Source organism: Lysobacterales bacterium (assembly GCA_019634735.1).
GTDB lineage: Bacteria > Pseudomonadota > Gammaproteobacteria > Xanthomonadales > UBA2363 > Pseudofulvimonas.
On record JAHCAT010000008.1, the window covers coordinates 25,906 to 48,361 of the forward strand.

Here is a 22,456-nt window from a genome sequence, read left to right on the forward strand (position 1 = left end):
GAGCCATCTCAGGAGGGCCTGGAATGCAACCTGCATCAGGCCATCGAACACGAAACCGAAGGTCATACGCATCCACCGAGAACCTCATCGTTGCGTCGCGGCCTCCAGATCGTGGTCGCTGCCCTTGGATTCGGTTTGGCGTGGTGGCGCCTGCGGAAGAACAGCCCATCGGTGCTGGCGGAGCGTCTGCGCGGGACGCTGGAGGGGCTGGGCACGACGTTCGTGAAGCTCGGCCAAGGCTTGAGCTTGCGCCGCGACATGCTGCCCGACGCGTACCGGGTGGTGCTGGAGGACTTGCATAACCGGGTGCCACCATTCTCGTCGCGGCTTGCCGAAGCGGCCATCGAGGATGCGTTCGGCCAGCCGGCCGCAACGCTGTTCGCCCGGTTCGATGCGGTTCCTTTTGCGGCCGCCTCCGTGGCTCAGGTACATCGGGCGCGGACGCATGACGGGCAGGAAGCAGTGGTCAAGGTTCGCCGCCCCGGCGTCGTCTCCCAGGTCAAGACCGACCTTCTGCTGCTGCGCTTGCTGGTGCGGATCCTGCTCCCCGTGTGGCCGCAGCTCAGGCGGCAACAGCCGTTGGCGCTGATCGACGAACTCGGCACGCAGTTGCTTGCCGAGATCGACCTGGAGCACGAAGCGCGGAACATGCGGCGCCTGCAGTCCGCGATCGCCGGGCTGCCCGGCGTCATGATGCCCCACGTCATCGAGCCCTACGTCTCGCCCGACGTGCTGGTGCAGGCATACAGCAGCGGCAGCATCGTCACGGACTTCTCCGGCAGCGACCGGGGGCGTGCCATCGCCGACCAGTTGTTCAATGCCTATCTCCATCTGTTGTTCGTCCGCGGCGTCTACCACGCCGACCCTCATCCGGGAAACCTGTTCGCGATGGCGGACGGGCGCCTGTGCTTTCATGACTTCGGCTCGATCGGATATCTGGATCCGGCGGCGCGGCGTGCGCTTGCACGCATGATCGCCGCGGTGCCCTATGCGGACGCGGACGAGGTGCTGGACTCGGCGCTTCTGCTGGGCTTCATCGTCGCGCCCGTGGACCGTCGCGAGTACACGCGCGCGATCGGCGAGATTCTCGACGAGCTGGAGAACCTGCCGGTCACCGAGTGGTCGCTGGCCGAGATGGTGTGGCGGATCTCACGCCTGGGCGGAGGAGCGCGTTTCCGGCTGCCCCGGCACCTGCTGGTCCTGATCCGGACACTGTTCCTGGTCGAGAACACGATTCGCCAGCTCGATCCGGCGTTCAACCTGCTGGGAAGCTTTGAGTTCCACCGCGACACCCTTGCCGCTTCGTTGGGCAAGGAGGCGAGCCGCAGCCGGCGGCCGGCGGCCGAACGTGCCGCGCGCACGGCCGACAGCTTGTCGACGATCGCATCGGAACTGCTCAGGTCGGCGATGATGGATGAGGGCAGGCCGAGCCTGACCATGTACCACCGGGGGCTTGAGGCGTTGCAGGCCAACATCAGCCGGACCGGCAACAGAGTGTCGGTCGCGTTGATCACGCTGGGGCTTTACCTTGCTGGATCGCTCGTGATGCAACACAGCATTGGGCCCCGCATCTGGGGCGACATGCCGTTGTTCGCGGTCGTCGCGTACGTGCTCGCCCTGGTGCTGTCGCTACGCCTGGTCCTGGCGATCTCGCGCTCCGGCCACTTGTGACGACTGGCGCCTAAGCCTTCGTCCGCCGATCCACTACGCAACCAGGGCCGCGAACGCGAATCGTCAGGCCGCGCCGATCCCTCCTGGCATGCCGCCGAACACAAGCGCGAACCACCATTCCATCGCCTCGTCGCGACGCTTGCGCCCATCTTCGATGGCCTGGGAAACCTGCGCGATCGCGGCCTGCTCCTGCGCCACGAAGGGGTTGCCAGCGGGCAATGGCGTCCGACCTTTCCTGATCAGGGGCGCCAGGGCCGCGACGGCGTGCATCCAGGGGCTGAAGGCTTCCGAAAGCAGGTAGCGGCTGGTGCGCATCGGATGCAGCCATTCCAGCGCCGAGGCGCTCCAGGGATTGCTCATGGCGCTCACGACAGGGCTCACGAACGTCTTGTAGAGCAACTCGTTCGCCTCCGAGATCCCTCGCACTTTCTCGAACGCCGCGTTGGGGACATCGAACCGCAGGTCCTCGACCTGTCGCTCCTCGAAACGGACGGTGTACTGCGAGCGCGCGCAATCCGGGTCGCCGGTCGGGTTGTCGATCTTCATCTCGTAGAGGCCTGGGGCCAGTGCCTCGACGTCCGCCAAGCTCTCCAGGATGGCCCGATGCTCGAAGCGGGCGACCTTGGCGGAGACGAAGATCCCCAGGTGACCGACATGCGGGTTGGTCAGGTAGACGATGCGCTGATCCGCCTGCTTGAGCGCGTCCGTGTCGGGATAGACCACGGGAATCCAGCCCAGTGCCTGGTGGGGCGGCGTGATGTTGTCGCCGTAGGACGCGAAGACCACCAGCGGGTTGCGGATGCGCTTCAGGTCGACGGCGCAGTGCTCGTCGATCCGCAGTTTGCCTTCCTCGAGACGGTTGCCGATGAACAGGTTCTCGACGATGGCGACGATCTCTTCGCGGCTCATGAAGTACCAGGCATTCCACCAGCGCTCGAACTGGAGGAAGCGATCACGCTCGGTATCCACATGCGCGAACAGGTCGGCGTACTTCTCCCACACGCTTTCCGGCTTGAGATTCTCGAAGTTCTGGATGAGCCAGGCGCCGTCGAAACGGCCATTGCCCAGATCCGCGAGCAGATGGGTCATCCACACGCCGCCCACGAATCCTCCGGCGAGCCGCATCGGGTTCATGCCCGCGGCGCCCGCCCAGTAGGACAGCGGCGATCCGTTGAGCACGACCGGCCCGCTCAGGCCCTGGCAGTCCGCCGCGAGCAGCGTGAGCGCCCAACCCGCCTGGCAGTTGCCGTACAGCACAGGAGGCTGGCCGGGATGGCGCCTCGCCACTTCCTCCACGAAGCGCCGCAGCGCATGCAACACGTCCGCGAGCGTCTGGCCGGGACATGGTTCAGGATAGAACGAGACGAAGTAGACGGCATGGCCGCGATGCAGCGCGATACCGATCTCGGAGTCGGTCTTGAAGCCCCCGATGCCAGGTCCATGTCCGGCACGCGGATCGACCACCACCACGGGCGGCCTGGAGGCATCCAGGCAGTCTTCGATGCAGTGGTCCCCGGCCCGGGTGATGCGAAGGAGCGCGTAGTTGGCCGGACGCTCGAAGCGCCGGGCATCGAGCAGCGTTTCGTAGTCGAAGTCCAGCAGCGGGGGCTTGCCCGCGCGCTCGTGGGCGATCATGTCGTCGGCGCGCTGGCGCAGCGTGTCCCAGAACAGCACCGTGCGCTCGAACACGTCACGCGAGTAGTCCACCGCCTGAGCGAAGTCGTACACGGCAGAACCTGCAGGCGCTTGTCCGGCGGAACGATCTGTCGACACCGACGGCACGGTTGCCACGGGTGATGCGCGAACAGCCTTTTCGCCTCTGGATCTGCCCGCAGCGCGCTTCGCTGAACGGGTCCGGGTTTCACGTGGGTGCATCTTGGCCTCCCGTGGAGATACTGAAGCAACGTCTCAAGTCGAGATTTCGATGATGTCCGGGTTCCGGGACGCATATTCCATGGCATACGCCAGTTCACCGGCCGTGTCGGCGTGCAGCTGAAGCAGCGGCTGGCCGCGGACGACATTGGTCCCGAGTACGACCTCCATCGTCACGCCGGCGGCCTTGGCTTCGGGCGCACCGGCCAGCTTGGCGAGCTGGGCGATCTTGCGGTTGTTGACCTGGACGATCCGCCCCGCACGGGAAGCGGTCAGGGGCCGGACGTGCAAGGCCCTGGGCGGCTCGCGCATGCCGCCCTGGGCCTGGCAGATCCGCTGGAACTTCGTCCACGCCCGCCCGTCGGCCAAGGTGGCCAGGGCCAGCGCATGGCCCGCTCCAGCCTCTGCCGCGCCGCCGATCTCGAGCGCGGCACCGGCGAGCACGGCGGCCCGCTGCCGCAAGTCGGCGGGCGCATCGGGCCGGTTCTGCAGGACGGCGAGGATGTCGTGCGCTTCGAGCGCGGGACCGATGCCCCGGCCCACCGGCTGGCTGCCATCGGTGCGGATGCACGTCGCGGCCAGGCCAAGGCGCGCGGCGACCGCGACCAGGCGATCCCCCAGCCGGCGTGCGGCCTCCTCGGTACGGACCTTGGCGGTCGGCCCGACCGGGATGTCGAGCACGACGTGGTTGGAGCCCGCCGCGATCTTCTTGGACAGCACGGAGGCGATCAGCTGCCCCTCGGTGTCTACGTCCAGCTCCCGCTCGACCCGCACGAAGACGTCGTCGGCAGGGCTCAGGTGCACGGCGCCGCCCCAGGCAACGCAGCCGCCTTCCTGGTCCACCACGCGCCGGATCGTGGCCAGGTCGAGATCGACGGGCGCCAGGGTTTCCATGGTGTCCGCGGTGCCGGCCGGCGAGGTGATGGCGCGCGAGGACGTCTTGGGCATCACCAGGCCGTTGGCAGCGACGATCGCGACCACGATCGGCGTGGTCCGGTTGCCTGGCAGTCCGCCGATGCAGTGCTTGTCCACGACCACCGGAGCGTTCCACGTCAGGCGTTCGCCGACGTCGATCATCGCCGCGGTCAGGTCGACGGTTTCCTGCTCGTCCAGCGGCAGGGCCGCACTGGCGGTGAGGAACGCGGCTAGGTGCACGTCGGTGTAGCGTCCCGCGGTGACGTCCTCGACGACGGCCTGCAATGCGGCCGCATCGAGCCGGTGGCCGTAGATGCGTCGCCGCACGCTGGCCAGGGAGTCCAGGGTGGGCGCATGGGAGACCTCGATGGGCGAGCCCTCCGCGACACCCAGGCGTTCCCACGCGGACTCGGACAGCGCCGCCTCGCCGGACGCCACCAGATCGCCATCGGCCTGGTAAAGCATCGCCAGGACCTGGCGCCCGCCCGCCGAGAGCAGGACCTGGGAACGGGAGCTCAAACCTTCGGCGCGGCAGACGTGGCAATCGGTGCGCATGACCGCGATCGCCTGGTGCTGGGCATGAAGGCCCAGGCGCCGGGCGCGCAGGGTCGGGGGCGCATTGGCAATCCGGTCGGCAGTCTCGGTCACAGTTCGAACACCTGGCCCAGCCGGGGGACCGAGACAGGCCAGCCGGTTTCCTTGTCGATGCGCACGCGCAGGGCCTCGGCGGCATCCGCTTCCCCGTGCACGATGAATACGCGCGAGGGGGCATGCCGGAAGCCGGAGAGCCAGCGCATCAGTTCATTGGAATCCGCGTGCGCCGACAGCTCCGGCAGGTTGGCGACCTGCGCATTCACCGGAACCCATTGTCCGTGGATCTTGACTTCGCGTGCGCCCTGCAGCATGGCCTGGCCGCGGGTCCCTGCGGCCTGATAGCCGGCGAACAGGATGGTGTTCTCGCGTTTCGGCGCGAACGCGGCGAGGTGGTGAAGCACCCGACCGCCGGTCGCCATCCCGCTGGCCGAGATGACGACCTTGGGGAACCGGCTGGCGGTGATCTGCTTGGATTCCTCCACCTCGCGGGTGTAGGTGGCGATCCCGCAGGCGGCATGGCAGATCTCTGCGGGCAGCCGGTGGTCGTCCAGGTGGCTGCACAGCAGTTCGCTGGCGTTGATCGCCATCGGACTGTCCAGATAGATGGGCACCGAACCCAGGCGTCCGGTCTGGCGCAGCTTCCACAGGTAGTAGAGCAGGAGTTGGGCGCGGCCCACCGCGAAGGCGGGAATGACCACCGTGCCGCCGCGGCCGACCGTCTTCTCGATGACGGCGCCGAGGGCTTCGGCCGCATCGTTCGGCGCATGGGTCCGGTTGCCGTACGTGGACTCGATCACCACATAGTCGGCTTCGGTCACGGACTGCGGATCGAACAGCATCGGGTCGTCGTAGCGCCCCAGGTCGCCGGAGAACACGATGCGCTTGCCGCCCCAGTCGATCTGCGCCGTGGCGGCCCCCAGGATGTGCCCGGCGTAGCGGAAGGTCAGGGTCGCACCGTCGGGAAGCGAGGCCGGCTTGCCGAACGGCACAGGGGAGAACTGCTTGAGCGCATGCTCGGCATCCTGCACGGTATACAGCGGCAGCGCGGGCTTGTGCTTGCTGAAGCCCTTGCGATTGGCGTACTCGGCGTCCTTTTCCTGCAGGTGGCCGCTGTCCTTGAGGATCAGCTCGGCCACGTCGCGGGTTGCCGCGGTGGCGTAGATGCGTCCGCGAAAGCCATCGCGCACGAGCTTGGGCAGGTAGCCGGAATGGTCCAGGTGCGCATGCGTCAACACCACCGCGTCGAGGTCCTTCGGCGCGATCGGCAACGGCTCCCAGTTCAGCTCGCGCAGGTTCTTCAGGCCCTGGAACAGGCCGCAGTCGACCAGGATGTGCTTTCCGTTGTGGCTCAGCAGATGCTTGGAGCCGGTGACGGTGCCGACACCGCCGAACGAGGTGAGCTTCAAGATCGGAATCCTCAGGGTGTGAATGCAGCGATGTCGGCCGGATGGCCCCGGCCATCCACGGCGTTTCGCTCCGCAGGGGTGAGCAGGTCGTCCCGATGCCAGCCTGCCAGCGGCGCCGCGGCATCGAGCAGATGCGCCCACGAGCAGCGATTGGCGAACAGCATGCCGGCCACGTCCAGCGTGCCGCCCCGGCTGATGTAGCCGCGCGCGGCGGTGGTGCGGGTGCCGGAATCCAGCCGCCGCAGCACGCCGAGCATGGGTTCCGGGCGGGTATGGGTGACGATCAGGCGCGGCAGGTCGGCCGGGAACAGCGCCGCCACGGCGTCATCGGCCGCGGTGAAGGCGGCCTCGATGGGATCGCGGGGCATGCGGAAACGACCGGGCTCGATCAGCGCCGTGACAAGCACCTGGCGGCCGCGCGCGTGCAGCCGGTCCGCGGCCTTCAAGGCCTCCTCGAGCTGATAGGCGCCGATGGTTACGATCTGGAGTTCCGCATTCGCGGCCTCCCCCCGGACGTGGGCGGCCCCCGTTTCGACCAGGTGCGCGGCCGCTTCGGCATCGAACCTGTGCGGCATCTCGCGCTTGGACACGACCAGGCATGCCAGCTGGCCGCGCCCCCGGTAGATCGCGCGCAGGCCGGCCAGGGCGCTGTTGGCATCCACCGGGAACAGCACGCGCGAGGTCTCCGACATCTCGCCCAGCAGCGCCTCGCCGATGGTCGGGTCCTGATGGGACTGCTCGTTCTTCGAGTTCTCCCAGGTGTGGGAGGTCACGAGCAGCGGCACCGAGATCCAGCGCGGCGCCTGTCCGATCTCCCGCTGTCGCCGCGAGAACACGATCTCCTGGCGCAGGCCGCCGAGCATCTTCATGGCGAAGGCTTCGTAGCTGACGATCAGGTTGATGCCGCCCTTGTTGGCAAGCGCGGCGGCGGCCACCGCCTCCTCGTTGAGCGCGGTGACGACGGCGCCATCGACCGCCTCCGGCACGCCCGTCTCCGGATGGTTCACACGGTGGCGCAGGCGGTCGAGCGTAGCGCCCATGTGGTTGGAGCGCAGCTCGTCGGGATTGCCGACCCGGGGGCGCAGGCCGGGGTTGGCATCCACGACCTGGACGAACCAACGATCCAGCGCATGCATGGCGCAATCCGGCGCATCGCCGGCGAGCGTCCACGCGGGCTCGGGAAGGGCGGGATCCGGCGGATTGCGCACGGCCAGCGGATGCCGGCTTTCGAGCTCGCGATGCTGGCGAGCGTGGATCGCCAGCTCGGCGACCGCGCGCTCGATCTGTGCAGGCGGAACGAACAGGGCCTGGACTGCCTGGTGGAAGGCCTGTCGCGCCGCGGCATCGTGCGCGGGGTTGCCGCCCAGCGGAAGATTGTGCGCCGCGTTGGTGCCCGCGCCCGGGAAGCCGAAGCCCTTGACGGTCTCGGCAATCACGTAGGGGAGGGCGACGGGGTAGACGCGACCGGGATCGGCCGCCAGCCGTTCGAGCCGGCGCTCGGCTTCGATGATGGCGCAGGCGATCGCGGCCGGATCGCGCCCGTCGATCACCACCGGTTCGAAGCCGTTGAGCCGCAGGTGCCCGGCCAGCCAGTCCGCGCCGCCGGACTGGGCAATCTGCACGCGCTCCTCGATGCGGCGACCATTGAGGATCATGACCGGGACCACCGGGCCGGAGTCCTCGGCCCGCCACCAGCGCGGCGACCAGTCCGAACCGCGCTGCTCCTCGAAGGCGCCATCGCTGAGGAAGGCGACCAGGCTCTCGCCCGGCAGCGGTGCATGGACGTACTGCACCTCGGCAAAACCGAGATAGCCGCCCTCGGAGATCGCGCCGGCGGTGTGGGGTCCCGCGTGACTGCCAAGGGGGACAGCAGCTTTCCCCTCGGCGTCGATGGCGTAGGAGTAGAAGTCCCGCGCAAGCCGCGACAGGCCGGCTTCGCTGCGGTCGTAGCGCCCCTGCTGGCTGGCCGAGACGTCGCCGGTGAGCGCATTGACCGCCTCGATCGCCGCCACGCAGTGGCCTTGGCCCATCAGCCACGACCGGGTCTTCGCGCTGATCGCATTCGCGGCCAGGTATCCGACGAAGGCCGGCACCATGTTCAGTGAGCCGCCGGTGTGCCCTTCGGGCGTGGGCTTGAAGGCATCGGCCGGGAGGGGGGCGCCCGTGAGATCGACCCGATGGGCATAGGTCATGTGCACGACGGTCCACATGGCGGCGCTGGTCAGCCGATCCGCGGCGGCCAGCACACGGTAGAGCGCCTCGGGATCGACGCGGCCGGATGCGGCCAGGGCCGTCACGCGCCCGACGGTGGCGTCCTGGTGGACGATGAGGCCATGGCCCTTGCGCCAGGTCTCGAACGCCGGAGTTGCTGCTTCAGTCATGTTCTCGGCGCCTTGCGGTGATCGTTCCGGCGGGCCATCGACGCGACGCATCAAGCATGGCCGCTCGTCCAGGCGGGAGGGTCGCTGGCTGGAAAGGAATCGATGCTTGCCCGGTCCACCTCGTCGGGTGGCTCGGGTGGACGGCGATGACGCCCCAGGTTCGTCACGCCCTCCTCGTCGGCGGCCAGTGCCTGCGCGATCAGGGGAGCCAGCGCAATCGCATTGCTCTCATGCCGCACCGCATCGGTGGAGACGATGCGGCTGCACAGCGGCGCGAGCTGCTGGTAGGCATCCTCGGCGAAGATGGCATGCACCACGGCGACCACGGGCGGCGCGAAGCCCTGCCGGGGCAGCTGCCGGGCGGCCTCGATCAGCGTGCGTCCGGAGGAGGCGATGTCATCGACCAGCACGGCCTGGCGATCGCGCCAGGCGGACAGGTCGGACAATGCGACCTCGACGTTGCGATCGCCGTGGCGGATCTTGCGCAGGACCGCATGGGGGGCGCCGATGCGCCGGGCGATGGCCGCCACCCACTGCTCGCTTTCCTCGTCCGGACCGATCACCAACGGCCTGTCCACCTCGGCGGCGATCCAGTCGGCCAGCAGCGGCGCGGCATGGAGGGTGTCGGCGGGCACGGTGTAGAGCGCCGACAGCGCCGGGTAGCGGTGCAGATGGGGATCGACCGTGACCAGGCGGTCGAAGCTCGACGATACGAGACGGGCAAAGCTCCGGGAGGTGATCGCCTCTCCGGAGCGGAAGCGGCGATCCTGCCGCATGTAGGCCAGGTAGGGTGCGACCAGGATCACTTCGCGGGCGCCCAGGTCGCGGGCGGCGTCGGCGGCGAAGACGAGCGACAGGAAGCCGGGATCGGGCTGCGCCAGGGTCTGCACGAGGACAGCGGACTTGTCCGCCACCTGCGCGGCGATGCGCACGTAGCTTTCGCCGTCGGGGAACCGGCGGGTCTGCAGCGCGCCCAGTTCCCAACGGCCGGCGGCTGCCAACTGGCGAGCGAATGCTTCGTTGCCCGGAAGCGGCAGGACCAGCCGCGGGGAAGGCCGCGCGGCGCTCATGCGTGCCGCCTGTAGAAGCGAAGCAGCTGGGCATTGATGGCGACGATCACCGTGCTGGCCGACATGAAGACGGCGGCGATGGCGGGCGTCATCAGGAAGCCCGTCCCGAAGGTGATGCCGGCGGCCATCGGCACCGCGATGGTGTTGTAGCCGGTCGCCCAGATCAGGTTCTGCACCATCTTGCGGTAGGTGGCGCGCGACAGGCCGAGGATCGCGCCCACGTCGCGCGGATCGCTGCGCACGAGCACGACGTCGGCCGACTCCACGGCCACGTCCGTGCCCGCGCCGATGGCCACGCCCAGGTCGGCCTGGACCAGTGCCGGGGCGTCGTTCACGCCGTCGCCCACCATGGCGACCGACAGGCCGCGCGCCTGCAGTTCCTGGATCTTCTCGGACTTCTGGTCGGGCAGCACCTCGGCGAAGTACTCGGAAATCCCGAGCTCCTTGGACACCGATTCGGCCACGCCCCGCGCATCGCCGGTCAGCATCACCGAGCGAATGCCGAGGCGGGTCAATTCGGCGATGGCCTCGCGGGACTCCGGCCGTACGATATCGGCGAGCGCGAACAGCGCGCGCGCCCGACCATCGCGTTCGAGCACGACGACGGTCTTGCCTGCCGATTCGAGCTGTCCGAGCCGCTCGTGGGTGATGGCGTTGCCCTGGCGGGCCAGATGGCCGGGGCTGACGATGCGCACGTGCACATCGCCCACGGTGGCCACGATGCCTTCGCCGGTGATGTTGCGCACGTCGCTGGCCTTGGGGATGGCGATGTCGCGGCGCTTGGCCTCGGCCACGATGCCATGGGCGATGGGGTGCTCCGACTGGCTCTCCGCCGCCGCGGCGAAGGCCAGCTCCTGGCGCTCGTCGCCCTCCTGCAGCAACACGATGTCGCTGACCCCGAATCGCCCCTCGGTCAGCGTGCCCGTCTTGTCGAACACGACGGCATCCAGTCGGCGCGCGCGCTCGAACGCCGCCCGGTCACGGATCAGCAGGCCGTTGCTCGCGCTCAGCGACGTGCTGACCGCGACCACCAGGGGCACCGCCAGTCCCAGCGCGTGCGGGCAGGCGACGACCATGACGGTGACCATGCGCTCGATGGCGAAATTGAGCGGCGCGTCGAGCACCAGCCACCAGACCAGCAGCGTACCGACGCCCACGGCCAGGGCGATGTAGGTCAGCCAGGCCGCGGCGCGGTTGGCGATGTCCTGCGTGCGCGATCGGGTCTGCTGCGCCTTCTTGACCAGCTCGATCACCTGCGACAGATACGTCGCATCGCCCGTGGCCGTGACGCGGATGGTGACGGCGTTCGCGCCGTTGATGGCCCCGCCGATCGCGGTGGCACCGGCGCCTTTGGTGACCGGGCGGGATTCGCCGGTGAGCATGGCTTCGTTGAAGCCCGAGGAACCCTCGGTGATCTCGCCGTCCACCGGCACCTTGGCGCCGGGACGGACGATCACGCGGTCGCCCGGCTGCAGCGCACTGATCGGCACGTCGCGCAGGCTGCCATCGGCGTCGATGCGGGTGGCGCTGTCGGGCAGCAGCTTGACCAACTCCTCCAGGGCGCGCGACGCGCCCATGACCGAGCGCATCTCGACCCAGTGGCCCAGCAGCATGATCGCGATCAGCGTCACCAGCTCCCAGTAGAACTCCTGTCCGGGGAAGCCGAAGGTCACCGCCACCGAGAAGACGTAGGCGGCCGAAATGGCCAGCGCGATCAGCGTCATCATGCCGGGCTGGCGCTTGCGCAGTTCGGAGACGACCCCGACCAGGAAGGGCCAGCCGCCGTAGACATAGGCCACGGTCGACAAGGCGAACAGGACGTAGCGGTCGCCGCGGAAGGCCAGCGCCTCGCCCAGGCCCAGCGCGTGCTGGATCATGGGCGACAGCGCGAGGACGAACGGGGTCAGCAGCAGCGTGACCCAGAAGCGCCTGCGGAAGTCGGCGACCATGGCCCCGTGGTCGTGGCCGGCGTGTCCGGAATGTCCGGCGTGAGTGGAGCCGGCAGCGCTCACCACGGCTTTGGCCGGCGGCGACGGAGAATGGTCGTGATTGCCGTGATCGTGATGATGCTGCGCGTGCGGATCATGGGGATTCATTCGATCTGGCCTTCTTTGGTTTTGAACAGGCGACCGAGCCGCGGCAGGAAGGCCGGCACATCGCTCGCGTAGCGTCGATACTGATCCCCGAACGCCGTCTCGATCTCGCGTTCCTCCTGCTTGGCGAGCCGCCAGTACATGACGAGCAGGATCGGCAGCATCACGCCCGTCACCAGGGTGGGCCACTGCAGGAAAAATCCGATCAGCACAAGGACGAAGCCCACGTACTGCGGATGTCGCACGTGGGCGTAGGGCCCGGTCGTGGCAAGGGCGCCGGCGCGCTGAGCCTCGTGCAGCACTCGCCAGCCGGAGGCGATCAGCCAGAATCCGGCACCGATCAGGACATAGCTCAACAGGTGGAATGGATTGAGGTGGGGATCTCCGGACCAGCCGAAAAGTGCGGGCCAGATATGGCCCGCGTCGTGGGACAGGGGGTCCAGCCCGGGAAAGCGATTGCCCAGCCAGCCCGCCAGCAGGTAGAGCGTCAGCGGGAAACCGTACATCTCCACGAACAGCGCGACGATGAAGGCCGAGAAGGCACCAAGCGAGCGCCAGTCGCGGGCCGTCGCCGGCTTGAAGAAGCTCAGGGCAAACAGGATGAAGATGCCGGCGTTCACCAGGGCCAGGAACCAGAGCCCATAGGCAGGCGGGTCACCGACCATCGCGATCGCCCTCCTTGCGATGGTCATCGTGCGCGCCATGACCGCCATGACCGCGGTGCATGAAGAAATGCATGCCGACGCAGATCAGCAGAGGCAGCAAAAGGGGGAGCGCCCCGAGCAGGTGCGCCCGATGCTCCAGCCACAGGAAGAGCCCCGCAATGAAGAGAAAGACGCACAGGGTGAGGACAGCCGGGCTGCGCCACGCTCCTCGCTTCCGACCAGGGATTCCGCTCATCTCGACGCTCCAGAGGGTGTGTTTGACGGTCGATGGGACGGCCATGACGACATGCCGATCGTAGGAATGGCGCGCTGTCGGGCCAGTTACGCGTCGATTACAATCATGTAATGTTTCAGTCACCTTCGTGGCAGCTTTGCCTCGCTACAGTGAAGGGCAATCTCAGGAACCGCGTCCTGACGGGCCAGAGGCGCCGAACCGGCGCATGCGTGGACTTACGATGAAACTTCTGGTTGTCGAAGACGAGCACAAGACTGCGGACTACGTACGCCAAGGGCTTACCGAGGCCGGGTTCGTTGTCGACTTGGCGCGCGATGGGCCCGATGGCCTGCACTTGGCCACGACCGAGCACTACGACCTGATCGTGCTCGACGTCATGCTCCCGGGCATTGATGGGCGGAAGGTCCTGCAGTCCATTCGCGCCACCGGCAACCAGGTTCCGGTGCTTTTCCTGACCGCCCGCAGCAGTGTCGACGATCGCGTCCAAGGACTGGAACTGGGGGCCGATGACTACCTGATCAAACCATTCGCGTTCTCGGAGCTGCTTGCACGCGTGCGGACCCTGTTGCGCAGGGGAGGCTCGCCCGCGCCTCACGACCGCATTCAGATCGCCGATCTGGAGCTGGACCTTGCGCGCCGGCGCGCCATCCGGGCCGGGCACCGTATCACCCTGACCAGCAAGGAATTCGCCTTGCTCGAACTACTGGCACGACGCCAAGGTGAAGTGCTGCCGCGTTCGCTGATCGCCTCGCAAGTCTGGGACATGAATTTCGACAGCGACACCAATGTCATCGACGTCGCAATCCGGCGGTTGCGCGCCAAGATAGACGACAGCTACGAGCCCAAGCTCATCCAGACCGTGCGCGGCATGGGGTACACGCTGGACATCCCGGATGCCTGACAGGCTCGCATTTCTTCGCCGCCCGGCGTCGCTCTCGTCGCGGGTGACCGGGCTGGTCGGCATCGCGATGATGGTGGTGTTCCTGATCTTCAACTGGATCAGCGTGCGATCGCTGGAGCGGCATTTCGCCGAGATGGACGAGGAGGAACTGGGCGTGATCTCCAGTTCGGTCATCCGGGCATTGGGAGAGGTGCGCGACGGAAGCGATGAACAGGCCCTGCGCCGTGCCGTTCGAGGGCATCACAGCGTTTACTACTTTGTCGCCGACGCCGCCGGAAAGACGCTCTATGCCCCGAAGGATGGCCCGGACATGGCGAGCTTCGCCCAGCGCGTGCCTCCCGTCCCTCTCAGGGGAAAGCACAGCATGACGATCTGGGAGGAGGACGGCAAATCCTATCGTGGTGGCGTTGTTGTTGCTGGCGGCGACGCCGACCTGGGCGAGGTCTACACGATTGCGGTGGCCATGGATATCGGCGGCCATCTCGACTTCATCAAGAGCTTCCAGCGCATCCAATGGTGGACCATTTGCGTGGTCATGTGCATCGCGATCCTGGCGGCCTGGTTCGCTGTCCGATGGGGGCACATTCCGATCCGCAGGGCCAATGAAAAGATTCGCGCCATCACCTCCTCGAAACTGTATCTGCGGTTGGATCCCAAGTCCGTCCCGATCGAGCTGGAGGAAACCATCGCCTCGTTCAACGACATGTTGGGGCGCATCGAAGACGGTTTCGAACAGTTGGCGAATTTCTCCGCCGACATCGCCCACGAGTTGCGCACGCCCGTCACCAACTTGATGACGCAAACGGAGGTGGTGCTCGGCCAGGCCCGATCGGCCGATGAGTATCGGGAGATTCTCTACTCCAACCTGGAAGAGTTCGGGCGGCTGAACCGCACGATCAACGACATGCTCTTCCTTGCGCAGACCGAGAACGATCCGGGAAACCTGAATCTGGAGAGCGTGAACTTGAAGGACGCCATCCAGGGGTTGTTCGAGTACTTCGAGGCCCTGGTCGAGGAACGGGGCGTGAAACTCGAGGTTCGCGGTCAGAGCGTTCCGGTTCGTGGCGACCGGGAGATGCTGCGTCGGGCCCTCAGCAACCTGATCTCCAATGCGATCCGATATACACCCAACGGCCGAACGATCACGGTGAGATTCATGCAGAACGATCGGGACGTCGTGATCAGCGTGGAGAACCCCGGTGTGAAGATCCCGACCGAGGAGCTCTCGCGAATATTCAATCGCTTCTATCGGGTGGATCATGCCGCGCACAGGAAGGGTGAAGGCGCCGGCCTGGGGTTGGCCATCGTCAAGTCCATCGTCGAGGCGCATGGCGGGTCGGTCAGCGTATTGTCCGACGAGAGGATGACCAAGTTCATCATCCTTTTGCCGCTGGCCGATGGTTGAGACGCACGCCCTTCATCGGCACGTATAAGCGGCCTGCTTGATTATTGGGAAGGCTTGATGCCGCATCGCCTCCTTCAGACTTCGCCATATCGAGGGCTGCCGCTGCGCCCTGCCGAAGCCAATCCATGCCGCGCGTTCCCAACTGACTCGCCAAGGATCAATGGCGAGGACAACTGCAGAATCGGGCACCTCGTTCTGGCCAGAGTCGTGAAAGGCCGAGTGTCATCATGAGCGAAGACAGGGCCAGTGCCCAGACGATGACAAACTGCCTGTCCGCGCTGATGACGGCGACGGCGAGCGGTGCCAGTGCCGGTCCCAGGCTGGTAGCCGATTGCTGCAGACCGAGCCTCGCTCCGGAAGGTGTTCCTTCGCCACCGATCCAGAGGCTGGTTAACAGCCGCAGGCTGGCGCCGGCCCAGCCGGCCATTGCAACAAGAACCGCAATTGCGACCGGGCTCCTTGCCATCGGAAACAAGAGCAGGGAGGTGCTGAACAGCGTCAGCATCAGGAAGGCCAGCGCTCTAGGGCTCGCAATCAACCAGGGAAAGTAGACGTGGAAGAGTTGGGCGGCGAGCATCGCAAAACCACAAAGAGCAAGCATCCCTGCCACGTGCTCTCGCGAGAGAATGAGTTGACTGCCAGGCACGAGCAATACCATATGAAGAACGGCGAGGCCGCTCGTGCCCAGCAGCGTGAGGGTTAGCAGTCCAAGCGCTCCGGCTGGTGTCGGCCGGTTCCCGCAGGCCTCGGCGCGATAGCCCGTCGAGCGTGGTGGCAGGCAAGCAAAAAGCATTAACCCTGCGGTGAGTCCGATGATCAAAGCGACCATCGCCAGAGGCAGGGTTGGCAGGAAGCGCGTCGAAAGCTCACCGAACAGTGGACCCAACATGTCGCCTAGAAAGACGAAGGCTGTCAGCCAGGTGAATCTTCTCGCTTGAGTGCCCCTATCGCCGGCACCGAGACTGGCTGCAAGTAGCGCCAAAGGGATGATGGCAGCGGCAGCGGAGCAGGCGCCAGCCAGCGCGCGCAGCACATACAACCATGCCAGTGGTGTGCTCCGGTCGCGGTTGTCGCCAGCGCGAGGATGACGAGCGTGGTGCGCAGCAGGATGCGATAGTCGTAGCGGTCAGCAAGCCAGCCCCACAATGGCGCCAGCAGCAAGGCACCCACGGGATGAGCGGCTGCCAGTCCGGCAGTGTGGAAGCCTTGTGAATCGACAGTTGATTCACCGAGTCCCTCCCGGACGAGATCAGGAAGAAAGGCAAGGACGCCCGTCTGACTGGCCCCGGCGGCGGCCACGGCGATGAGGAGTAGCGCGAAATCGCTTGGTCCCGATTCCCCTTGGCGCGAACGGGTCAGCGACTTGCCTGAGCGCTCTCCTTGTCGTGCGTAGGCGTATCGATGACTCGTGTCCATGCATAAACGATGCTTGATGATCGAGAAGGGTTCGAGGCGTCCAACGTCGCCGCACCCTCGCCGACGACGACCTGAGAGGCGCCGAGGCGACTGAAAATGGTTCGGGACGGCCGCCCGCTCCCCGGTTATCAGCCGAGATCGAGCACGATCCTTCCTTCGATATCGCCCTCGTGCATGCGTGCGAAAATGTCGTTGATCTTCTCAAGCTTCTCTGTATGCACGGTGGCATGAACCTTCCCTTCCCCAGCGAAGGCGAGAGCCTCTTGGAGATCGAGACGGGTTCCAACGATTGATCCCCGGATGGTGATCCCGTTGAGTACGGTATCGAAGATCGATATCGGGAAATCTCCAGGGGGGAGTCCGTTGAGCGTCACCACGCCTCCACGACGGACCATGCCCAGGGCCTGTTGGAATGCCTTGGTCGAGACCGCCGTGACGAGAACTCCTTGGGCGCCGCCGATCTCCTTGCGGATGCGAGCGCCGGGATCTTCGTTGCGAGCATTGACCGTGAACGTCGCACCCAGTCTTGAGGCCAGCGCAAGCTTGTGGTCGTCGATATCGACCGCGACGACATTCAGCCCCATCGCCTTAGCGTACTGCACCGCCATGTGGCCCAAGCCACCGATGCCGGAGATGGCGACCCAGTCGCCTGGCTTGGTCTTGGTCACCTTGAGGGCCTTGTACACCGTCACTCCGGCGCATAGCACGGGGGCGATCTCGACGAAGCCGACGTTCGCCGGCAAGAGGCCCACATAGTTGGCGTCCGCAAGGACATACTCTGCGAAGCTGCCGTTGATGGAATAGCCGGTATTGATCTGTTGTTCGCAGAGCGTTTCCCAGCCTCCGAGGCAGTGCACGCAGTGTCCACAGGCACTGTAGAGCCAGGGCACTCCCACTCGATCGCCTTCCCGAAGGTGGCCGACTCCGGGGCCGACCGCCACCACGTCCCCCACGCCCTCATGTCCCGGAATGAACGGCGGTGTCGGCTTGATGGGCCAGTCACCCTCGACGGCATGGAGATCGGTATGGCATACACCAGACGCCGCGATCTTCACGAGAATCTGTCCGCGGCCGACGGATGGCACTGGGGTTTCCTCGATGACGAGGGGCTCCCCAAATGCGCGGACCACTGCAGCTTTCATGGTTTTTTGCATGACGTCCTCGCCTAAGTTGTTGGATTCATGGCTAGAGAATGGCGATCAAGCGATTCTCAATCGCCGGGTGCTCAAGCTTCGTTCGATATGGATGGCGGTTCGTGAGGTCCAAGCCGCATTCGCACACGAGCGCCCCTCAGCAATCTCCGCGCAAAGCGGGCGAAGTCTGAGTGATTCATCGGTCTTGGGCAGTGCGTGAAGGCCGCGCGGGGTAGTGGTTTCACGTTAAGAGGGCAAATCTGTCGGAGACATGACCCGAGTATTACGGTATGGAAATCACCAAGTCATGTAGGCAGCGTTGATATTGAACCGCCCCGGGAATCCCGGAGGCCTTTTCGTTTGAGTCAGGCCGCTTGGGCCAGACCCGCCTGTTGCCGATAGTAGGCTGCTTCGGCCTCCGCTGGCGGGACATGCCCGATCGGCCCCAGCAGTCGCTTTTGGTTGTACCAGTCGACCCAGTCCAGGGTGGCCAGTTCCACCGCCTGCAGAGTGGGCCAGGATCGACGTTCGATTACTTCGGTCTTGTATAGCCCGTGGATGGATTCGGCCAGCGCATTGTCGTAGCTGTCGCCTACGCTGCCCACGGACGGCTCGATGCCGGCTTCGGCCAGTCGCTCGGTGTAGCGGATCGACAGGTATTGGACGCCGCGGTCGCTGTGATGGATCAATCCGCCCTGGGCCGGGCGGCGCGCATGCACCGCCTACTCCAGGGCGTCCAGCACGAAGTCCGTGCGGGCGTTGGCGGACACCTTCCAGCCGACGATCCGCCGGGCATACACGTCAATGACGAAGGCCACGTACACGAAGCCCTGCCACGTCCGCACGTACGTGAAATCCGAGACCCACAGCGCGTTCGGGCGCTCGGCGCGGAACTGCCGGTTGACCTGGTCGCGCGGACACGCCTGCGCCTTGTCGCTGTGCGTGGTCTTGATTGCCCTGCCTCGGACTATCCCGGCCAGTCCCAGCCGCCGCATCAGGCGTTCTACGGTACAGCGCGCCACCTTCCAGCCCTCCCGCAGCAGTTGCTTCCACACCTTGCGGACACCGTAGACCTGCCGGTTCTCCTCCCAGACCCGACGAATCTCCCCACACAGCGTCTCGTCCCGCCACCAGCGGTTCGAGCGAAGTTCCGGATCGGCCCGACGGGCCGTGTGGGCATAGAACGTCGACGGAGCGATCTCAAGCACCCGGCAGATCGGCTCGACTCCGTAGGCGTCGCGATGCTCGGCGACGAACTGCGTCATGACTTGGGCCGGCGGTCGAGCTCCGCCTGGGCAAAATACGCGCTGGCCTTGCGCAGGATCTCGTTGGCCTGGCGCAGCTCGCGGTTCTCCCGCTCCAGCGCCTTCATTCGATCGCGTTCGGCCGTACTCAGACCGGCCCGCTCGCCAGCATCACGCTCCGCCTGGCGGACCCAGTTGCACAGCGTTTGCGCCGTGCAGCCGATCTTGCCGGCGATCGACTCGATCGCGGCCCATTGCGAGGTGTGTTCGTGCTGATGCTCCCGTACCAGCCGGACCGCCCGCTCGCGTACCTCGGGGGCATACTTCAGTGACTTCTTCATGGCTCCATCCTCTCAAGAGTCGGAGCCTCCGGGAAAGCCGGGGCGGTTCACCCGGGAAGTAGCCGTGGACGAAAAGACGGTCCGCCACGTCTTCGACGATTTCATCGAGGAGGTCGAGGCCAAGACCCAGTTCCGGACGCCGCGGGTGCTGGGTATCGACGAGCTCAAGATCATCGGCCAGTACCGGGCCATGATCACCAACGTCGAGCGCAAGACCGTGTTCGATATCCGCCCCAGCCGGGCCAAAGCCGAGTTGATGCCCTATTTCCGCGACCTGCGGGACAAGGACTCGGTCGAGTGGGTGGCGATGGACATGTACCACGTTTATCGGCAGGTGGTGCGCGCCACGCTGCCACAGGCCCGGATCGTGGTCGATCGATTCCATATCCAGCGCATGGCGAACGACGCGCTGGAGAAGCTGCGCAAGCGCATTCGCAAGGATTTGTCCACCCGGCAGCGCCTCAAACTCAAGGACGAGCGGTTCCTGCTGCTCAAGCGGCAGCACGACCTGACAGGGAGAGATATGGACCGGATGCGGGAATGGTTCCAACAGTTCCCGCTCCTAAGCGAAGCCCACGCGCTCAAGGAAGGATTTCTGTCGATCTGGGATCAGAAGACCCGCCCAGCAGCAGAAGCCGCCTGCGCGAAGTGGCAGGCCAATATTCCGACCGAATTGGCGGCCACGTTCAAGGACCTGACCACCGCCGTGCACAACTGGCACGACGAAATCTTCGCCTACTTCGAGCAGCCGATTACCAATGCCTATACTGAGTCAGTCAACCGAGTGGCCAAAGACATGAACCGCATGGGCAGGGGTTACAGCTTCGAGGTGCTTCGGGCGCGCATGCTCTACGACAAGAAGGCGCGCAAGGATGGCTCGGTTATCGAAACCGTGTTGGTCGATGACGACGACCCAATGACCACGGACTTCGTGTTCCAGCGGATGACCACGGCGGCAACGCGCAAGAAGAAGATCACGCGCGTGGTCGAGTACGGCCCCTATCTCCCGACGCTGGCGCGGCTACTCGAAGAGGGGTATTTCGAATAGTCCTCAGCCCATTGTGCAAGAGGCGGCGCTTCAGCCTGAATTTGTGATTCAGCCGATGAAGCATAGGTAAGAGGCCCAGCCACTACCCCGCGCAACAGGACAGTTGCTTTACGTCCTTGGTGAAGGTTTGTGCCGCGAGTTTCAGCCCCTCGACCATCGTCAGGTAGGGGAATAACTGGTCGGCCAACTCTCGCACCGTCATGCGGTTGCGAATCGCCAGTACTGCGGTTTGGATCAGCTCGCCTGCTTCCGGGGCTACCGCTTGCACGCCGATCAGTCGTCCCGAACCGGCCTCCGAAACCAGCTTGATGAAACCGCGCGTGTCGAAGTTGACCAGCGCCCGGGGCACGTTGTCGAGCGTCAGCGTGCGGCTGTCGGTCTCGATACCGTCGTGGTGCGCTTCGGCTTCGCTGTAGCCCACGGTGGCGACCTGCGGGTCGGTGAACACCACCGCCGGCATCGCCGTCAGATCCAGCGTCGCGTTGCCACCCGTCATGTTGATTGCAGCGCGGGTGCCGGCCGCCGCCGCGACGTAGACGAACTGCGGCTGGTCAGTGCAGTCGCCGGCGGCATAGATGTGCGGCACGGTAGTGCGCATCGCGTGGTCGACGGTGATGGCGCCTTGCGCATTGACCACCACACCGGCCGCGTCGAGGTTGAGCGTGCGGGTGTTTGGGGTGCGGCCGGTGGCGAACAACAGCCGGTCGGCATGCAGTTCGCCGCGTTCGGTGGTGAGCACGAATTCCCCATCCTCATAGGCGACCTGGCTGGCCTGGGTGTGGTCCAGCACTTCGATGCCTTCGGCGCGGAACACGGCCGTGATGGCCTCGCCAATGGCGGGGTCTTCGCGAAAGAACAGTGTGCTGCGCGCCAGCATGGTCACCTTGCTGCCCAGCCGGGCAAAGGCCTGCGCGAGTTCGACGGCCACCACCGACGAGCCGATCACGGCCAGCCGATCGGGGATCGTGTCGCTGGCCAGCGCTTCGGTCGACGTCCAGAAGGGCGTGTCTTTCAAGCCCGGGATCGGTGGAATCGCCGGACTGGCCCCGGTGGCGATGAGGCAGCGGTCGAAACTCACCTCGCGCATCCCGTCGTCAGCGGTTGCCACGGTCAGCGTGTGCGCATCCTTGAATCGGGCATCGCCGCGCAGCACGGTGATGGTCGGGGTGCTCGTCAGGATGCCTTCGTACTTGGCGTGGCGCAGTTCATCGACGCGCCCCTGCTGCTGAGCCAGCAAGCGCTTACGCAGAATCTTCGGCGAGGCGGCGGCAATGCCGTCATCGAACGGACTCTCGCGACGCAGATGCGCAATGTGGGCAGCGCGGATCATGATCTTGGACGGCACACATCCGACGTTGACGCAGGTGCCGCCGAGAGTGCTGCGCTCGATCAGCGTCACACGCGCCCCTTGCTCGACGGCCTTCAACGCCGCCGCCATCGCCGCGCCGCCGCTGCCGATCACGGCCACGTGCAGTGCAGCCTCATCGTCCTCGCGCTTTGGTTCGCCGCCCAGCCGCTCTTGTGCATTGTTCAGCAGGTCGCTGGGCTGCCCCGGCGCGTCGGCAAACTGCGCTCGGTAGCCAAGTCCGGATACCGCCGCGACCAGCGAGGTCAGGTCCGCGGCGGTACCCGCATTGGCCTCGATCTCGGCCTTGCGCTGTGGGTAGGACACGGAGGCCGAACGCACACCGGGCACCTTTTCCAACGCCTGCTTGACGTGCGCGGCGCACGACCCGCAGGTCATGCCGTCGATGTGCAGTGTGATCGCCTCGGTCATGAGCGCGCGCTCACTCCTTGAGGGTGGATGGGTAGCCGGCGTTCTCGGTGGCCTGGGTCAAGGCGGCCGGCGTAGTCTTGGCATCGTCGTAGGTCACCACCGCCTCCCTGGGCTCCCAGGTCACCTTGGCCTCGATGACGCCTTCGACCCTGGACAGCGCCATCTTGACCGTGATCGGACAGGTGGCGCAGGTCATGCTCGGTACCGACAGCGTGACGGTTTTGGTGGCGGCCGAGGCGGGAGCGCTCAGGGCAACGGCCAGAGCGAGCAGTGCGGCGAGCTTCTTCAT

The 22,456-nt window shown here is 66.0% G+C and carries 16 protein-coding genes, 2 pseudogenes and 1 other annotated feature; of the genes and pseudogenes, 4 read left to right on the forward strand and 14 right to left on the reverse strand.

Annotated features, from left to right (window positions below; translation table 11 throughout):
* Window positions 1-90: 90 nt before the first annotated feature.
* The gene (locus tag KF823_08930; protein ID MBX3726030.1) at window positions 91-1,671 is read left to right on the forward strand and encodes an AarF/ABC1/UbiB kinase family protein; all 1,581 of its coding nucleotides are present in this window, start codon (window positions 91-93) and stop codon (window positions 1,669-1,671) included.
* Window positions 1,672-1,734: 63 nt separating this feature from the next.
* Here KF823_08930 and KF823_08935 read toward each other — a convergent pair whose 3' ends face one another.
* From KF823_08935 to KF823_08970, 8 genes are all read right to left on the reverse strand, one after another.
* Window positions 1,735-3,360, reverse strand: a complete 1,626-nt coding sequence (locus KF823_08935; GenBank protein MBX3726031.1) for a DUF3141 domain-containing protein — start codon at window positions 3,358-3,360, stop codon at window positions 1,735-1,737.
* 219 nt (window positions 3,361-3,579) lie between these two features.
* Window positions 3,580-5,106 carry a thymidine phosphorylase family protein gene (locus KF823_08940; protein ID MBX3726032.1) on the reverse strand — a complete coding sequence of 509 codons (1,527 nt, stop codon included), beginning with the start codon at window positions 5,104-5,106 and terminating at the stop codon, window positions 3,580-3,582.
* Window positions 5,103-6,461 (reverse strand): MBL fold metallo-hydrolase, encoded by a 1,359-nt coding sequence (locus KF823_08945; GenBank protein MBX3726033.1) that lies wholly within the window; start codon window positions 6,459-6,461, stop codon window positions 5,103-5,105. Before KF823_08945 ends, KF823_08940 begins: the two co-directional genes overlap by 4 nt.
* An 8-nt stretch (window positions 6,462-6,469) precedes the next feature.
* Entirely contained in the window at window positions 6,470-8,839 is a 2,370-nt protein-coding gene (locus tag KF823_08950) for a xylulose 5-phosphate 3-epimerase (GenBank protein MBX3726034.1), read from the reverse strand.
* 50 nt (window positions 8,840-8,889) lie between these two features.
* On the reverse strand, window positions 8,890-9,909 hold the full coding sequence (locus KF823_08955; protein ID MBX3726035.1) for a ribose-phosphate pyrophosphokinase: 1,020 nt from the start codon (window positions 9,907-9,909) through the stop codon (window positions 8,890-8,892).
* Window positions 9,906-12,005, reverse strand: a complete 2,100-nt coding sequence (locus tag KF823_08960) for a heavy metal translocating P-type ATPase (GenBank protein MBX3726036.1) — start codon at window positions 12,003-12,005, stop codon at window positions 9,906-9,908. Before KF823_08960 ends, KF823_08955 begins: the two co-directional genes overlap by 4 nt.
* Window positions 12,002-12,667, reverse strand: a complete 666-nt coding sequence (locus tag KF823_08965) for an isoprenylcysteine carboxylmethyltransferase family protein (protein MBX3726037.1) — start codon at window positions 12,665-12,667, stop codon at window positions 12,002-12,004. The genes KF823_08960 and KF823_08965 overlap by 4 nt, the downstream gene beginning before the upstream one ends.
* The gene (locus KF823_08970) at window positions 12,657-12,947 is read right to left on the reverse strand and encodes a DUF2933 domain-containing protein (protein MBX3726038.1); all 291 of its coding nucleotides are present in this window, start codon (window positions 12,945-12,947) and stop codon (window positions 12,657-12,659) included. Before KF823_08970 ends, KF823_08965 begins: the two co-directional genes overlap by 11 nt.
* A gap of 175 nt (window positions 12,948-13,122) precedes the next feature.
* On the opposite strand from KF823_08970, the gene KF823_08975 reads away from it, so the two are divergent.
* Together KF823_08975 and KF823_08980 are read left to right on the forward strand one after the other, a co-directional pair.
* The gene (locus KF823_08975) at window positions 13,123-13,803 is read left to right on the forward strand and encodes a heavy metal response regulator transcription factor (protein ID MBX3726039.1); all 681 of its coding nucleotides are present in this window, start codon (window positions 13,123-13,125) and stop codon (window positions 13,801-13,803) included.
* Window positions 13,796-15,208, forward strand: coding sequence for a Cu(+)/Ag(+) sensor histidine kinase (locus KF823_08980; protein MBX3726040.1), 1,413 nt, complete (start codon window positions 13,796-13,798; stop codon window positions 15,206-15,208). Before KF823_08975 ends, KF823_08980 begins: the two co-directional genes overlap by 8 nt.
* A 157-nt stretch (window positions 15,209-15,365) precedes the next feature.
* Here KF823_08980 and KF823_08985 read toward each other — a convergent pair whose 3' ends face one another.
* From KF823_08985 to KF823_09000, 4 genes and pseudogenes are all read right to left on the reverse strand, one after another.
* On the reverse strand, window positions 15,366-16,097 hold the full coding sequence (locus KF823_08985; protein MBX3726041.1) for a hypothetical protein: 732 nt from the start codon (window positions 16,095-16,097) through the stop codon (window positions 15,366-15,368).
* Between the two features lie 23 nt (window positions 16,098-16,120).
* On the reverse strand, window positions 16,121-16,624 hold the full coding sequence (locus KF823_08990; protein MBX3726042.1) for a hypothetical protein: 504 nt from the start codon (window positions 16,622-16,624) through the stop codon (window positions 16,121-16,123).
* A gap of 128 nt (window positions 16,625-16,752) precedes the next feature.
* Window positions 16,753-17,778, reverse strand: coding sequence for an alcohol dehydrogenase AdhP (gene adhP / locus KF823_08995; GenBank protein MBX3726043.1), 1,026 nt, complete (start codon window positions 17,776-17,778; stop codon window positions 16,753-16,755).
* Window positions 17,779-18,122: 344 nt separating this feature from the next.
* Window positions 18,123-19,342: pseudogene (locus KF823_09000) on the reverse strand (IS3 family transposase).
* Window positions 18,948-19,064 (reverse strand) — a sequence feature (AL1L pseudoknot). Its footprint overlaps the pseudogene before it by 117 nt.
* Window positions 19,343-19,394: 52 nt before the next feature.
* Here KF823_09000 and KF823_09005 point away from each other — a divergent pair.
* Window positions 19,395-20,390 (forward strand): annotated as a pseudogene (locus KF823_09005) (ISL3-like element ISStma11 family transposase).
* An 82-nt stretch (window positions 20,391-20,472) separates the two neighbouring features.
* Here KF823_09005 and merA read toward each other — a convergent pair.
* The gene (merA, locus tag KF823_09010) at window positions 20,473-22,167 is read right to left on the reverse strand and encodes a mercury(II) reductase (GenBank protein MBX3726044.1); all 1,695 of its coding nucleotides are present in this window, start codon (window positions 22,165-22,167) and stop codon (window positions 20,473-20,475) included.
* Window positions 22,168-22,177: 10 nt separating this feature from the next.
* Window positions 22,178-22,456, reverse strand: coding sequence for a mercury resistance system periplasmic binding protein MerP (gene merP / locus KF823_09015; GenBank protein ID MBX3726045.1), 279 nt, complete (start codon window positions 22,454-22,456; stop codon window positions 22,178-22,180).